This window comes from Frigoribacterium sp. AC512 (genome assembly GCF_979258295.1).
In genome coordinates this window covers 3,303,289-3,318,423 of record NZ_OZ409850.1, presented here as the reverse complement: position 1 = coordinate 3,318,423, position 15,135 = coordinate 3,303,289, and the positions used below count along the sequence as shown (strand labels likewise).

At 70.6% G+C, this 15,135-nt stretch carries 11 protein-coding genes and 1 pseudogene; 9 read left to right on the top strand and 3 right to left on the bottom strand.

Annotated features, from left to right (window positions below):
* Positions 1-169 precede the first annotated feature (169 nt).
* The 4 genes and pseudogenes from ACZZ97_RS15330 to ACZZ97_RS15315 all read left to right on the top strand — a co-directional run.
* A complete protein-coding gene (locus tag ACZZ97_RS15330; RefSeq protein ID WP_314102295.1) occupies positions 170-1,315 on the top strand; it encodes a DegT/DnrJ/EryC1/StrS family aminotransferase in 1,146 nt (381 codons plus the stop codon).
* 10 nt (positions 1,316-1,325) lie between these two features.
* Positions 1,326-2,012 (top strand): sugar transferase, encoded by a 687-nt coding sequence (locus ACZZ97_RS15325; RefSeq protein WP_463473708.1) that lies wholly within the window; start codon positions 1,326-1,328, stop codon positions 2,010-2,012.
* A complete protein-coding gene (locus tag ACZZ97_RS15320; RefSeq protein WP_463473707.1) occupies positions 2,009-2,632 on the top strand; it encodes a NeuD/PglB/VioB family sugar acetyltransferase in 624 nt (207 codons plus the stop codon). Before ACZZ97_RS15325 ends, ACZZ97_RS15320 begins: the two co-directional genes overlap by 4 nt.
* Positions 2,629-3,696 (top strand): annotated as a pseudogene (locus ACZZ97_RS15315) (glycosyltransferase family 4 protein); the annotation flags it as partial. The gene ACZZ97_RS15320 and the pseudogene ACZZ97_RS15315, both read left to right, overlap by 4 nt.
* Here the strand turns inward: ACZZ97_RS15315 and ACZZ97_RS15310 are convergent.
* Complete coding sequence (locus ACZZ97_RS15310; protein ID WP_463473706.1) at positions 3,591-3,821, bottom strand: hypothetical protein; 231 nt, start codon at positions 3,819-3,821, stop codon at positions 3,591-3,593. The pseudogene ACZZ97_RS15315 and the gene ACZZ97_RS15310 sit on opposite strands and share 106 nt — an antisense overlap.
* Positions 3,822-3,925: 104 nt before the next feature.
* Between ACZZ97_RS15310 and ACZZ97_RS15305 the strand changes: the two genes are divergently transcribed.
* On the top strand, positions 3,926-5,419 hold the full coding sequence (locus ACZZ97_RS15305; protein ID WP_463473705.1) for a hypothetical protein: 1,494 nt from the start codon (positions 3,926-3,928) through the stop codon (positions 5,417-5,419).
* 135 nt (positions 5,420-5,554) lie between these two features.
* Here the strand turns inward: ACZZ97_RS15305 and ACZZ97_RS15300 are convergent, their stop codons facing one another.
* Both ACZZ97_RS15300 and ACZZ97_RS15295 read right to left on the bottom strand, forming a co-directional pair.
* A complete protein-coding gene (locus ACZZ97_RS15300; RefSeq protein WP_463473704.1) occupies positions 5,555-6,688 on the bottom strand; it encodes a glycosyltransferase in 1,134 nt (377 codons plus the stop codon).
* 191 nt (positions 6,689-6,879) lie between these two features.
* Entirely contained in the window at positions 6,880-9,072 is a 2,193-nt protein-coding gene (locus ACZZ97_RS15295) for an ATP-dependent Clp protease ATP-binding subunit (RefSeq protein ID WP_314102289.1), read from the bottom strand.
* Positions 9,073-9,235: 163 nt separating this feature from the next.
* Here ACZZ97_RS15295 and ACZZ97_RS15290 point away from each other — a divergent pair, with 163 nt between their 5' ends.
* From ACZZ97_RS15290 to wecB, 4 genes are all read left to right on the top strand, one after another.
* The gene (locus ACZZ97_RS15290) at positions 9,236-11,767 is read left to right on the top strand and encodes an RHS repeat domain-containing protein (RefSeq protein WP_463473703.1); all 2,532 of its coding nucleotides are present in this window, start codon (positions 9,236-9,238) and stop codon (positions 11,765-11,767) included.
* Positions 11,768-11,908: 141 nt separating this feature from the next.
* On the top strand, positions 11,909-13,483 hold the full coding sequence (locus ACZZ97_RS15285; RefSeq protein WP_463473702.1) for a hypothetical protein: 1,575 nt from the start codon (positions 11,909-11,911) through the stop codon (positions 13,481-13,483).
* A gap of 150 nt (positions 13,484-13,633) precedes the next feature.
* On the top strand, positions 13,634-14,044 hold the full coding sequence (locus ACZZ97_RS15280; protein WP_463473701.1) for a DUF3060 domain-containing protein: 411 nt from the start codon (positions 13,634-13,636) through the stop codon (positions 14,042-14,044).
* 32 nt (positions 14,045-14,076) lie between these two features.
* Positions 14,077-15,135, top strand: a complete 1,059-nt coding sequence (wecB, locus tag ACZZ97_RS15275; protein ID WP_314103421.1) for a non-hydrolyzing UDP-N-acetylglucosamine 2-epimerase — start codon at positions 14,077-14,079, stop codon at positions 15,133-15,135.

The window sequence follows — 15,135 nt, the reverse complement described above, 5'->3', positions numbered from 1 at the left end:
ACCGTCGCCCCCCCCCCCCCCCCCCGAGACCATCCACAGGGCTTCCCCTTTCTCAAATACAGGTGTAACATTTTACATCATCTGCACCAGACATCGTCTCGTCTGCCCGCCGACGTCCGTCGGCGTCGTCGCGAGCACCCCACCCGCCCGTCCCCGTGGAGACCCGCCAATGAGCCGCATCAACTTGTCCGTCCCCGACGTGGGACTCCTCGAGGAGACCGCCGTGCTCCGAGCCCTGCGCTCCGGCTGGGTCGCTCCCCTCGGACCCGAGGTCGACGCGTTCGAACGCGAGGTCGCCGACCGTGTCGGCGTCGCGCACGGTGTCGCCCTCGCCTCGGGCACTGCGGCCCTCCACCTGGCGCTGCTCGCCGTCGGAGTCCGCCCCGGAGACGTCGTCCCGACGTCGACCTTCACGTTCGCGGCAACCGTCAACGCCGTCCTCCACGCGGGGGCACGGCCAGTCCTCGTCGACGTCGATCCCCTGACGGGCAACCTGTGTCCCGTCCTGTTGTCCGAAGCCGTCGACGACCTCGTCCGTTCCGGCGAGCGCGTCGGCGCAGTCCTGCCCGTCGACATCTACGGCAAGGCGGCAGACCACGCGACCCTCAGGTCCGTCGCCGACCGGGTGGGCGCCCCCCTCGTGATCGACAGCGCCGAGGCTCTCGGCGCCTCGAGCGACGGACGACCCGTCGGCTCGCTCGGGGCGGCGTCCGCCTTCTCGTTCAACGGCAACAAGGTCATGACGACGTCAGGGGGCGGCATGCTCGTCACGGACGACGCCGAGATCGCCGAGACGGCGCGGCGCCTGTCCAACCAGGCTCGTCAACCCGTCGCCCACTACGAGCACCACGAGGTCGGCTTCAACTACAAGTTGAGCAACGTCGCTGCCGCACTCGGACGGGCACAGCTCACGCGCCTCGACACGATGAACGCACGCCGACGCGAGGTCCGAGGTCGCTACCGGCAGTTCTTCGCCGGCGTGGACGGCATCGAGGTCCTCGACGGCGGCGACGACAGCTCCGACAACTGCTGGCTGACCTGCATCACCGTCGACGAGGCACGCACCGGCTGCTCGGCCGCCGAGCTCGGCGCCGTTCTCGAGCTCGCCGACATCGAGTCTCGAGCCCTGTGGAAGCCCATGCACCGTCAACCGGCCTATGCCTCCTGCCGCTCCTTCGTCACGGGGGTCTCCGACCGCCTCTTCGAGACCGGGCTCGCCCTGCCGAGCGGCTCCACCCTCACCGATGCCGACCTGGACCGCGTCTGCGGCACCCTGGCCGCCCGACTGGAGAACTCCCTTGTCTCGAACTGGTGACACCGCACCCTTGCCGGCGACCGGCACCACGTCCCCCGCTCGCGTCCCTGCTCGGCCCACCGCTGATCGACAGCGGCGCACGTACGAGATCGTCGCTCGCCTCGTCGACGTCGTCGTGTCCGCCACCGCGCTGGTCCTCCTCGCGCCCGTCATCGGCATCGTGGCCGTGGCCGTGGCGGTGCGCCTCGGGCGGCCGGTGCTCTTCCGGCAGCAGCGCCCTGGCCTGCACGGCGTGCCGTTCACGCTGGTCAAGTTCCGGAGCATGTGCGACGTCGATCCCGATGCGGGCGTGGTGACGGACGCGCAGCGACTGACGCCCTTCGCGCGGTGGCTGAGGTCGACGAGCCTCGACGAGCTCCCGAGCCTCCTCACGGTGCTGCGTGGCAACATGACGCTGGTAGGGCCCCGGCCCCTCCTCGTCGAGTACCTGCCCCTCTACTCTGCCGAGCAGGCCCGCCGCCACGACGTCCGCCCCGGCCTCACGGGCCTGGCGCAGGTCAGCGGTCGCAATGCACTGACGTGGCCGGAGCGCTTCCGACTCGACGTGCACTACGTCGACCACCGGAGCCTCGTGCTCGATCTGCGGATCCTGCTGCAGACGGTCGTCTGCGTCGTCCGCCGCACCGGGATCACCGAGCCGGGCGAAGCGACGCGGAGCAAGTTCACCGGCGCCCCTCCGGCCGGGGCCCTCTCGTGACGCCGTCGCTCGTGGTCGTCGGCGCAGGCGGCATGGGGCGTGAAGCCCTCGACGTCGCCCTCGCGTCCGGCCACCGGGCCGTCGGCGTCGTCGCTGACGGCGCCAGCTCCCTCGATCTCGACCGGCTCGCCCGGCGAGGGATCCCCTTCTTGGGCAGCCCGTCGGACTGGTTCACCGCGAACCCCGGCCAGGCGTACGTGATCGGCATCGGAGCCCCGGAGGCGCGTCGGCGTCTCGACGCCCAGGTCACCGCCCTGGGGGCGACGCCGCTCACGATCGTCCACCCGGACGCGACGGTCGGCTCCGACTGCCGGCTCGGGCCCGGAACGGTCGTCTGCGCCGGCGCCCGGTTGTCCACGAACGTGCACACCGGCCGCCACGCGCACGTCGGGGCGAACGCCGCCGTCGGTCACGACACCGTGATCGACGACTGGACCTCCGTCAACCCGGGGGCTGTCGTCTCGGGCAACGTGTCGCTCGGACACACGAGCCTCGTCGGCGCCGGCGCCACCGTGCTGCCGCGTCTCACGCTCGGCCCCGAGAGCACCGTCGGCGCGGCGGCCTGCGTCGTCGGCGACGTCGACCGGGCCACGACCGTCAAGGGGGTCCCGGCACGATGAGCACACCGCAGAAGACGGTCTGGATCGTCAACCACTACGCCACAAACGCTCAGCGCGACGGGCGCAGCGGGCGCCACGACCAGCTCGCCAGCCACGTGGCGCAGCACGGCTGGCACTCCGTCGTCGTCGCCGCGTCGACAGATCACCCCTCGGGCCGGCAGACCTTCCGGCGGTTCCGCCTGCGCGAGCGCTGGTCGGGGCCGCACCACGAGTTCCTCTGGCTGCGAGGAGTCGGCTACGACGGGAACGGGGCACTCCGGGTGCTCGACATCCTCTCCTTCACCGTGCTGCTCCTCCTGCCCGGCTCGACCCGGCGGCTGCCTCGGCCCGACGTCGTCGTCGGCAGCTCCGTGCACCCTCTGGCTGCCTGGGCGGCAGGTGTCGTCGCACGGCGCCTCGGGGTCCCGTTCATCTACGAGCCTCGCGATCTGTGGCCTGAGAGCTTGATCCAGTACGGGGCGATCGCGGCCGAGTCCGTCGTGGCGCGCCTCCTGAGGCACATCGAACGGCGCACGGTCTCGATGGCCGGTCTCGTCGTGTCGCCGCTGCGCGGCGCGGGGCGGTACTACGCGGAGCGCGGCTTGCCGCGGCCTTTCCTCTGGGTCTCGAACGGCGTCACCCCTGCGCCGGCTCACGACGTCGTGGACACGGGCACGAGCGACGGCGCGCGCCGTGACGACGACCGTTTCGAGATCGCCTACCTCGGGTCGATGGGCCAGGCCAACGCCCTCGATCCCGTCCTCGAGGCGTTCGAGACCGCAGCAGGTCGTCCCGGGGGCGAGCGCCTCGTGCTGCGCATGGTCGGCACCGGCCCCGCGCGGGCCGAGCTGCAACGAAGGGCAGCAGGCGGTCGGCACGCTGATCGCGTCGTGTTCGACGGGCACGTCCCGCAGAGCCGTGCCCGTGAGATCGGACGCGCGGCCGACTGCCTGGTCGTGAACCTGCACCCGATCGACCTCTACCGGCACGGCACGTCGCTCAACAAGTTCTTCGAGTACCTCATGCTCGGCAAGCCGATCGTCGTCGGGACGAGCGTCGACGACGACGTGGTCACCGACGCGGGCGCCGGGATCAAGGTCGCCGGTAGCGACGTCGAGGGGCTCGCCGCGGCCATGCTGACGATGGCGGCGACGCCCGCCGCGCGGCTGGCCGAGATGGGGGACGCGGGCGGGCCCACGTGCTCCGTCACTACCGGTACGCGGTGCTCGCTGAGCGCCTGGCCGAGGGTCTCGATGCCGCCCGTCTCGGGCGGACGAGCGAGCTGGGTCGCGTCGAGACATCCGAGCTGCAGTCGTGAACGTCGCCGCCGAGACCGTCACCGCCGACCGCGTCCTGCCGGGTCCCGCCTCCGGGCTCGGGCACCCGTCGCCGCCTCGTCTCGCTGCAGGAAGTCCCGAGCTGCTCGCGATGCTCGGCCGGGCACTCCTCGCAGTGCTGTGCACCAGCGTCTACGCGTCGACCCTGCACTGGGTGTACGCGCACCTCGTCACCGAGCAGTTCGCCTACGCAGGCTTCACCTACGTGCCGGCGAGCACGCAGGCGACCGTCGTCACCGTCATCTCGGCGTGCGTCGTCGCGGTCACCCTTCCGACCCGGCTCACGAAGGTGTCCCATGTCGTGCTGTGCGTGCTGTTCGTGGTCTGCGTGGCGCCGGCCATGCTGATGGTCGCCTACACGGGATACGTCGAGGCCGGTGCGGCCGTCGCCGCGAGCCTCCTCATCGGGGCGTCTTTCTCGATCGCGACGACGGGCACGCGACTGCTCGACGGGCGGACCGCCCCGACGAGCGCCCCGCCGACGCTGCCTCCCGGCGCGTCGTCCCCGGCCGACCGGGCACGCCGGCGGCTCTCGCCCGAGAGCGTCATGTGGGCCGTCGTCGCGCTCCACAGCCTGGGGACGTACGGTCTCATGGCCGCGACCACGGGCATCACGCTGAGGTTCGTCGCCCTCGACGACGTCTACGACGTGCGCGCCGTCTACAAGGACGCCGTGCAGGGCGACAACGGACTGCTCGGGTACTTCCTCAGCGGCCAGGCGAACGTGATCAACACCCTGGTCATGGCCCGCGGGCTCACGCGACGGAACTGGGCGCTCGTCGCCCTGGGCGTCGCCGGCCAGTTCGTCCTCTACTCGGGAACCGGCTTCAAGACCATCCTGTTCTCGTTCCCGGCCGTGCTGCTGATCGCCCTGGCCACCCGCCGCCGGCCAGGACGACGAGTCGTGTCGTCCTGGCCCTTCCTCATCGGCCCCGTGGTGCTCATGGCCGTCGCCGCGACCGTGGACGAGGCGCAGGACGGATTCCTGTGGACCTCGCTCTTCGCGCGCCGCTTCCTCATCACCCCGGGCATGCTCACGAGCGTCTACGTCGACTTCTTCGAGCAGAACCCGCCCGCGATGCTCGGGCACTCCGTGCTGCGCTGGTGGTTCGACTACCCCTACGAGCGCTCGATCCCGCTCGAGGTCGGCCAGTTCCTGCAGCCCGGCGGCGCACTGGCCGCGAACGCCAACCTGTTCGCCGACGGCTTCGCGAACTTCGGAGCTGCCGGGGTGGTCGGCGCAGGCGCCCTGCTCCTCGCCTTCCTGAGGTTCGTCGACCGCACCTCCCGAGGCCTGCCCCTGGCCGTCGCGGCCATGGTGATGATCATGCCGAGCATCACGTTGTCGAACACGTCGCTGCTGACGGCGATGCTGTCCCACGGCCTGGCCATCGGAACGATCGTGCTCGCCGTCGCCCCGCGGACGGGATGGCACCCGCCGTCCCACGGCCCCGAGCGCCGGCGCACCTGAGCAGCAGTCAGAGCACCCCCGGGTCGACGAAGCGGCGGACCTCCACCACCGTGGAGGTCCGCCGCTTCGTGCTGCCTGCTGACACGCGCCGGGACGCCGTCCGGACGACGCCGCCAGGCTCCGCTCACCGCGCGCTCACCGGGTGCGGGCCGGTCCGATCAGCCCTCGGTAGAGCTCGACCAAGGTCTCTTCTTCGCCGTCCCAGCTGAAGTGCTCGCGAGCGGCTCGACGGCCGTTGCGACCGTGCCGCTCGAGCAGCTCGGGGTCGGCGGCGTAGCGTGCGACCGCAGCCGCGACGGCGTCGGCGTCCGCGCTGTCGACGAACGTGGCGCAGTCGTGGTCGCCGAGGAGGTGGCGCCACAACGGGAAGTCGCTGACCACGACGGCCAGACCCGCCGCCATGTACTCGAAGAGCTTGGTCGGCAACGAGTTGAGGTGCGCATCGGTGTCCCGGAAGGCGACGACCCCGATCCGTGCGTCCAGCAGCAGGTCCCGAGTCGCCTCCGGCGCCAGCCTGCCGTGGAACACGAGGGGCAGGCCGTCCGACCGCGGACGCATCGTCAGGTCTCGACGTTCGGGTGACGAGACGTGGCCGGCGAGGTCGAGGCGCCACCCGGCGGGGAACTCCGGCGACCGTGTGAGGGCAGAGAGGACGGCAGCTCCACGGTCGGCGTTGAGCGCGCCCACGTAAACCACGGACGGACTGCGATCACCGAGCGGTCGCGCCGCGTGCTCGGCGACGCGCAGGCGCGGGAAGTTGCGCACGACGACCGTGCGGTCGGCCGGGTAGCTCGAGGCGATCGTCTCGGTAGCGGCGACCACACGCGTCGCGGTCGCCTCGAGAGCGACGACGAGGCGAGCGACCCGACGGACGACGGGGACCGCGAGGGGATGGAGGTACGGCTTCGTGGTGACCTGATCGACCAAGTCCTCGTGCGCGTCGAACACCACGTCGCGCCCGAGCAGCTTCATCACCGGGACGGCCCAGGCCAGCTCCGGGTCGTGCAGGTGGACGACGCGAGCCCGAGACGCGACGGCGAGCCCTACGACCTGGACGCTGCTGAGGACCATGCGGGCGGCCCGCCGCCGGCAGGGGATCGTGACGACGTCGACCGCCGTCGGCTCCGTCGTCACGTCGCTCTCGGTCGCGATGAGCCGGACGCGGTAGCCGGCACCGGCGGCACCCGCCGCCTCGCGCAGGTGCACGCGGTTGTCCGTCCACGGATGCACGCTCGAGACGTGGACGATGTCGAAGGCCGGACGTGTCATGGCGGTTCCGTTCACTCGGGGTGCCGGGGACGGACGCGATCTCCGTCGACCAGGCGTCGAGCTTCCCCGTGCGGAGCGGCAGATGCGAGGGACATCTCCGATCCGTATATTCTATATATCCCTCTCGTCATCCGTCAAGGCGCGCGTGAGCGCCCCTCCGGCAGCGTCGACGCCACCCGCGGCGCCCAGCCTCACGAACCGAGGCCGTGCAGCACGTCCGGCGTCAGGTCGTCCAGGTCGGACGGCTGCACCGTCAGCCCCTGACCGTCGGCGGCGACGTCCACCCGGACGGTGTCGCCGTCCACGACGACTCCGCCGAGCAGCGCCATCGCGAGCTGGTCGTCGATCTGCCGTTGCATCAGGCGGCGCAGCGGACGTGCGCCGTAGATCGGGTCGTAGCCGCGATCTGCCAGCCAGGCTCGTGCGTCGGGCGTGACCGCGAGCGACAGCCGCCGGTCGGCCAGCCGACGGCCGAGGCGGTCGACGTAGAGCGACACGATCTGGCCGAGGTCGTCGGCGGTCAACGTCGAGAAGACGACGATGTCGTCGAGGCGGTTGACGAACTCCGGCTTGAAGGCCTGGCGGACCATGGCCTGGACCGCCTCCTCCTTCTGCTCGTCGGACAGCCCCGGCTCCGTGATCACCTGGCTGCCGAGGTTCGAGGTGAGCACCAGGATTGTGTTGCGGAAGTCGACCGTGCGCCCCTGCCCGTCGGTGAGCCGGCCGTCGTCGAGCACCTGCAGCAGCAGGTCGAAGACCTCGGGATGGGCCTTCTCGACCTCGTCCATCAGCACGACGCTGTAGGGACGCCGGCGCACCGCCTCCGTGAGCTGCCCACCGGCCTCGTAGCCGACGTACCCGGGAGGCGCGCCGACCAGGCGAGAGACGCTGTGCTTCTCGCCGTACTCGCTCATGTCGATGCGGACGAGGGCCTTCTCGTCGTCGAACAGGAAGTCCGCGAGGGCCTTCGCGAGCTCCGTCTTGCCGACGCCGGTCGGCCCGAGGAACAGGAACGACCCTGTCGGCCGATCGGGGTCGCTGATGCCCGCGCGCGTGCGGCGCACTGCCTCGCTCACCGCCTTCACGGCGCGACGCTGTCCGATGAGCCGCCGACCGAGCTCGCTCTCGAGGTGCAGCAGCTTCTCGGTCTCGCCGCTGAGGAGGCGCCCCACCGGGATGCCCGTCCAGGCCGCCACGACCTCGGCGATGTCCGAGTCGGTGACGCTGTCGCTGACGAGGCGCTCGTCGCTCTGCTCGAACGACTCGGCGTCGGCGAGCCGTTTCTCGATGTCCGGGATGCGCTCGTAGCTGATGCGCGCCGCGTCCTCGTAGCGCCCCTCGCGGAGGGCGCGGTCCGCGTCGATGCGGGCCTCGTTCAGGTCGCTGCGCAGCGTGCCGACCCCCTGCAGCGCCGCCTTCTCGGCCTGCCAGCGGGCGTCCAGGTCGTCGAACGCGGCCTGCTGCTCGGCGATGGTCTCGCGCAGGGTCGCGAGCCGCGCCAGCGAGGCGTCGTCCTTCTCCTTCTTGAGCGCGAGCTCTTCGATCTGCAGGCGGACGAGGCCGCGGTAGAGCTGGTCGAGCTCGACCGGCGACGAGTCGATCTCCATCTTGAGGCGGGAGCCCGCCTCGTCCACGAGGTCGATCGCCTTGTCGGGCAGCTGGCGGCTCGGGATGTACCGGTTCGACAAGGAGGCGGCAGCCACGAGGGCGCCGTCGGTGATCGTGACGCCGTGGTGCGCCTCGTACCTCTCCTTGAGGCCGCGGAGGATCGCGACCGTGTCCTCCACGGTCGGCTCCCCCACGTAGACCTGCTGGAACCGGCGCTCGAGGGCGGCGTCCTTCTCGATGTACTGGCGGTACTCGTCGAGCGTCGTGGCGCCGATCAGCCGCAGCTCGCCGCGGGCGAGCATCGGCTTGAGCATGTTGGAGGCGGCGACCGAGCCCTCACCGCCGCCTGCGCCCATGAGGGTGTGCAGCTCGTCGATGAAGGTGATGACCTGGCCGTCGCTCCGGGTGATCTCCTTGAGGACGTCCTTGAGGCGCTCCTCGAACTCGCCGCGGTACTTGGCGCCGGCGACGAGCGCCGCGAGGTCGAGGCTGATCAGCCGCTTGTCCTTGAGGGAGTCGGCGACGTCGCCCGCGACGATGCGCTGGGCGAGGCCCTCGACGACGGCGGTCTTGCCGACGCCCGGCTCGCCGATCAGCACGGGGTTGTTCTTGGTGCGCCGGGTGAGCACCTGGCTGATGCGACGGATCTCGGCGTCGCGCCCGATCACGGGGTCGAGCTTGCCGCTCCGGGCGATCGCCGTGAGGTCGACGCCGTACTTCTCGAGCGCGCTCTTCTGCTTCTCGTCAGAGGCGGGTGCGCCCTGCATGTTGGCCATGACTGTCTCCCAAGACTTGAGTCTGCGGACATCAAGTTTATGCCGCACGAGCACCTTTCGCCACCAATTTGTGAGACTGCCGTTCCAGATGTAATATTTACATAGCTTGTGACACCGACCAGCGATGTCGACTCCGAACGTTCCCCCGAGAGAGAGAAACCCCGTGAACTCATTCCAGAAGATGGCGGCGACGACATGCGTCGCCGTCACCTTGCTGGCCGGCGGCGTCCTGCCCGCCACGGCAGCGCCGTCCGCCTCACCGACCGAGACCGCAGCTGAGGGTGCCGTCGCCCCCGCGAGCTACACGCAGAAGGTCGTGATGACAGGAGGCGGCGAGTACTACGCCCTGACCGCCACTGGTTTCCAGCGATTCTCCACACAGGCTGCCGCTGAGGCAGCCGCGATGACCGCGACCTTCCCCGAACGGGGCACACCAGGACCGATCCAGAGCGGAGACCGCCACATCGGCGTAGTCCAGAACCTGGGCACCGGATCGAGCGCGTACTACTTGGTTGCCGCCCGAGACTCCAGGGTCCCTCAAGTGATCATCACCCCCACCGGCGAGATCACGCTCGGCATCTACAAGCTCAGCCACTGGGGACTCCTCCCGGGAGGCCGCGAAGAGGGCCTGCTCTTGAGCAAGTCCACGAGCACGAGGATCAAGCTCGTCGACCTGACTGCGCCCGCGCCCGCGCCCGCGCCCGCGCCCGCGATCTCCGTGCCCGAGGCGAGGCCCGGCGAGACCGTCCAGGCGACGATCTCGTTCCCCCAGCGCATGTACGGCAAGCTCGTCTTCGTCGCTCCTGCGCACACGACGATCGTCGGCCTGACCCCCAAGGCGTGCAAGATCACCGACGGCGGCAAGAAAGCCACGTGCGGCGTCGACGGCGACTACTGGCAGGCGGACCACCAGATCACGCTCAAGGTGGACTCCGCCGTCCGCCCCGACTCCAGCATCTCCTGGGGATCGACCCTCCCCGGCGGCACCATGACGATGGTCAAGTCCGGCTCCGCCGACATCACGACCACGCTGACCGCCAAGGTGGTCCGTGGCGGCTGGGCCGTCTCGAAGCCCACCATGCGGCCAGGGACGATCGGCACCTCCACCGTCGCCTTCGACGGCACCCACACGGGTCCGATGACCGTCACCGCGCCCACCGACACCACCCTCACCGGCATCGCCGGCGGCACCGAGAAGTGGACCATCTCCGCCGACGGCACCACCGCCACGGCACCGTCCAGCACCTGGACCGGGGCCCGCACCCTCAGCCTCCTCGCATCCGCCACCGCGGAGGCCGGCGAGAAGATCGGCGGCTCCGTCACCAGCGGCACAGGGCTGAACAGCATCACGGTGCCACTGAACGCGAACGTCCCGGAGGCGAAGAGCACCGTCCTCGGCACCTACGCGCTCGAGGCCAAGCCGATGACGGGCACACACTTCAGCCCCGGCGACGACGGCACCGTGAGCTTCACCTCGCGCCCCTCCCGCGGCCCGGACGGCATCGACATCACGCCCGGGGAGTCCATGTCCTGGACCACGACCCTGCCCAAGGGCCTCGAGATCCGCGGCAACACCTGCTCCGACGTCTACACCGGCTACACCGCCACCTGCGACTTCGGTGCCACCGCCCCCGACGGCACCCGGACGGTCGTCTACACGGTCACCCGCGACGCCGACCAGCCGGCGGTCACCGACGCCTTCCAGCACGTCCACACCACCACCTACGATGTCCGAGCGACCGCCGACCTGGCCCCCGACGCCGAGGTGGTCACCACGTTCACCCCGACAGCGGGCCACACGTCCGACAGCCCCCGCGCCGAGACCACCGTCCCCGTGACACAGGGGCCCGTGGTCACCGTGACGAACCCGGCTGACCCGGCCGACGGCTACACCCCCGACACCGCGTTCACCTTCACCGGCAAAGCCACCCCGGGCAAGACGATCACCGTGCAGAACGTGTACGGCACCGTCGTGGCCCAGAACGTGCCCGTGGCGGCCGACGGCACCTGGTCGTGGACCCGCGCCAACATGGGCACCTCCATCTGGATGCTCGAGTTCGTCCAGGACAAGGGCGCCGCGAACGAGCACAAGGCCACGGTCTACAACTTCAAGCCCAACGCCACCCCCGCACCGGTCGTGACCGTCACCAACCCGGCGAACCCGGCCGACGGCTACACCCCCGGCACCGCGTTCACCTTCACCGGCAAAGCCACCCCGGGCAAGACGATCACCGTGCAGAACGTGTACGGCACGGTCGTGGCCCAGAACGTGCCCGTGGCGGCCGACGGCACCTGGTCGTGGACCCGCGCCAACATGGGCACCTCGAACTGGATGCTCGAGTTCGTCCAGGACAAGGGAACCGCGAACGAGCACAAGGCGACCGTCTACAACTTCAAGCCCAACGCCACCCCCGCACCGGTCGTGACCGTCACCAACCCGGCGAACCCGGCCGACGGCTACACCCCCGGCACCGCGTTCACCTTCACCGGCAAGGCCACCCCGGGCAAGACGATCACCGTGCAGAACGTCTTCGGCACGGTCGTGACCCAGAACGTGCCCGTGGCGGCCGACGGCACCTGGTCATGGACCCGCGCCAACATGGGCACCTCGAACTGGATGCTCGAGTTCGTCCAGGACAAGGGAACCGCGAACGAGCACAAGGCCACGGTCTACAACTTCGCCCCCCGGGACTGACCCCCGAGCGACGACGAACACCAGAGGCCCTCGTGGCGGAGCATCCGCTCCACCACGAGGGCCTCCTCAATTCCACACTTTACTTTTACATCTGACATGATCGTCGAGGTTCACTGAGGAACCCCGATCGAAAGGTCCACGATGAAGAGAAGCCCCGTGATCACCGCCGTCGCCGCGGGAGGCTTGATCGTCCTCCTCGCAGGGGCGGCTGCCCCGCCCGGCCCGACCGGCCCCGTCAGCGGATCGCCGACAACCGCTCTGATCGACCCGTCCGACCACCACCCCCTCACGGGCGCCGTCGAGTCCGTCGACTCCGCCCGGCAGACGGCCGTGCTGGACGGGACAGCGAGCCCTGGCGCGCAGATCCGCGTCGGTGACACCACACTGACCACCGCCGCGGCCGACGGGGCGTGGCGTGGCGTGGCCACCGGCCTCTCGGTCGGCACGAACTCCCTCAGCATCCAGCAGCGCGTCGACGGCGCCCTCGTGGACACCATCGTCCGACAGGCCGACGTCACGCCGCCACAGGCTGCCCCGACCGTCGACGTCACGTACACGGACGATGTCGACACCCCGGCTCAGCTGCGCGGCACAGGACAGGACGAGGCGACCATCCGGGTGCTCGACGGCGACCGCCAGATCGTCCCCGACCGCACCGTCATGGGCGGCGCGTGGTCCGCCGAGGTGCCCACCTCCCTCGGCGCGGGCACCCACCTGCTCACCGTGCAGCAGCTCATCGGCGGACGGCTCGTCGGCTCGGTGGAGCAGCCCGTCGACCTGGGAGGGGCGCCATCGGCCGACTCGCCCGCCTCGGGCGTGGTCTCCCTCGGGACCGCCCCGGTCGAGGGGGCCGACGTCGAGCGCGCCCCCCACCCGCAGGTCGGCGTCACCGTGACCAACCCCGCCGACGTCTCGGCCGGGTACACGCCCGACGCCGCCTTCACGTTCCGCGGCACCGCCGCACCGGGCACCACGCTCACCGTGCAGAACATGTGGGGGACCCACATCGCGACCAGGAGAGTCGACCGCGACGGCGACTGGAGCTGGACCCGTGCCCACATGGGCACGAGCACATGGCAGCTCGAGTTCGTGCAGGACAAGGGCGGCCCACAGGAGGCGACGGCGACCGTGTACGACTTCCGGCCCCGCGTCGAGCAGCCTGCCGTCGGCATCACCGCTCCCGCCGACATCTCGGCCGGCTACACGCCCGACGCCCCCTACACGTTCCGCGGCACCGGGGCCGCCGGCCACACGATCAGCGTGCAGAACATCTGGGGCACCCCCGTGGGCCGCGCGATCGTCGACCCCGACGGCACCTGGCAATGGACCCGGGTCACCATGGGCACGAGCGTGTGGTACCTCGAGTTCGTGCAGGACGAGGGCCTCGCCAGCCAGTCCGTGGCGACGGTCTACGGCTTCCGACCTGAGATCGTCACCGGGCCGGCCGTCACCGTGACCCAGCCGGCCGACCCGGCTCTCGGCTACGAGGTCGGCAGGCCGTTCACGTTCACCGGCACCGCCACGCCGGGCAAGACGATCAGGGTGCGCAACGTGTTCGGCACCTCGATAGCCAGCACGCGCGTCGAGGACGACGGGACCTGGAGCTGGACGCGCCAGTACATGGGCACGTCCGTCTGGCACCTCGAGTTCGCCCAGGACGCGGGGACGCCTGCCGAGCAGTTCGCCCCGGTCTACCACTTCGGGCCGCGCCCCTGACGCGGGGCTGAGGGGGAGGCGACTCGCGGGGGCGCCTCCTCCTTGCGCATCTCACGTATGAGTGTAAAATATTTACTACGAGAACATCACTCCGTGCGATCGCGTGCGTTGCTGCCTCGAACACTCACCGTACCGACACGAAAGCGTGACATGACGAAGAAGACGCTCCTCCTCCCCCTCACCGTGACCGCCGCCCTCGGCTTCGCCCTGACCGGCTGCACGTCGTCCGTCGACCCCGTCGAGACACCGACGTCGACCCCGACGACGCAGGCCGCGGCACCCGACGACCAGTGCGTCGACGGCGTGGCCTTCATGGACCTCACCGACGGCGGCGAGAAGGAGCTCGCCGACGGGTGCGAGACGGTCGTCGTCATCGGCGAGGGCGGAACCCTCTCGCTCGGTCCCGTGACGACCCTCAGCCTGATGGGCAAGGGCACGACCGTCGAGGCCGACACGGTCACGCGCGTCGAGCTCGGGGGCAACGACAACACCGTGACCCACACAGGAGCCGCCCCCGAGCAGGTCGGCGACGGCACGGGCAACACCGTCACCGCCCGCTGACCCCGTCCGCCACGCCCGCCGAGGAGGATCCCGTGCGCATCACCAGCATCGTCGGAGCGCGACCGCAGTTCGTCAAGCTCGCCCCGGTCGCCCGGGCCCTCGCGGGCCTCTGCGACCACCGCATCATCCACACGGGTCAGCACTACGACATCGCGATGTCCGACGTGTTCTTCGCCGAGCTCGACATCCCGCGACCCGACCACCACTGCGGGGTCGGCTCGGAGTCGCACGGCGCGCAGACCGGCCGGATGCTCGAGAGCATCGAGCGCCTCCTGGTCGACGACCGGCCCGACGCGGTCATCGTCTACGGAGACACCAACTCCACGCTGGCGGCGGCTCTCGCGGCCACGAAGCTGCACGTGCCCGTCGTGCACCTCGAGGCCGGCCTGAGGTCGTTCGACCGCAGCATGCCCGAAGAGGTCAACCGCGTCATGACCGACCACACGGCCGATCTCTGCCTGGCGCCGACGCTCGGCGCGATGGCGAACCTGGCCACGGAGGGCCTCGGCGCGCGCAGCCTCCTCGTCGGCGACGTGATGACCGACATCCTCTTCGACGTGCGCGACGGCCTCGATGCCGCGACGGCTCCTCCACCGCCCTTCGACGGCGCACCCTTCACCCTCGCCACGCTGCACCGGCCCGCGAACACCGACAGCCCGGAGCGCCTCCGCGAGGTGATCCGGGGGCTCGCCGGCCAGGACCGACCTACCCTGCTGCTCGCGCACCCGCGCCTGGTCGCCAAGGCAGCGGAGGCCGGCGTGCAGCTCGATGTCGGGAACATCGCCGTCCGCGGGCCCGTCGGGTACCGCGACCTCGTCCGTCTCGTGCTGTCGTCGTCGGGGGTCGTCACGGATTCCGGCGGCCTGCAGAAAGAAGCGTTCCTCCTCCGGCGTCCGTGCGTGACCGTCCGTTCTGACACGGAGTGGACCGAGACCGTCGAGCTCGGCTGGAACGCGCTGGTCGGGGAGCGGCCGTCCGACATCGCGACCGCTCTCTCGTCGCTGCCGACGCCCGGCACCGACGAGACGCCGTACGGCGACGGTCGTGCCGCTCAGCGCACGGCCGAGGCGGTCCTCGAGTTCGTCGCCTGA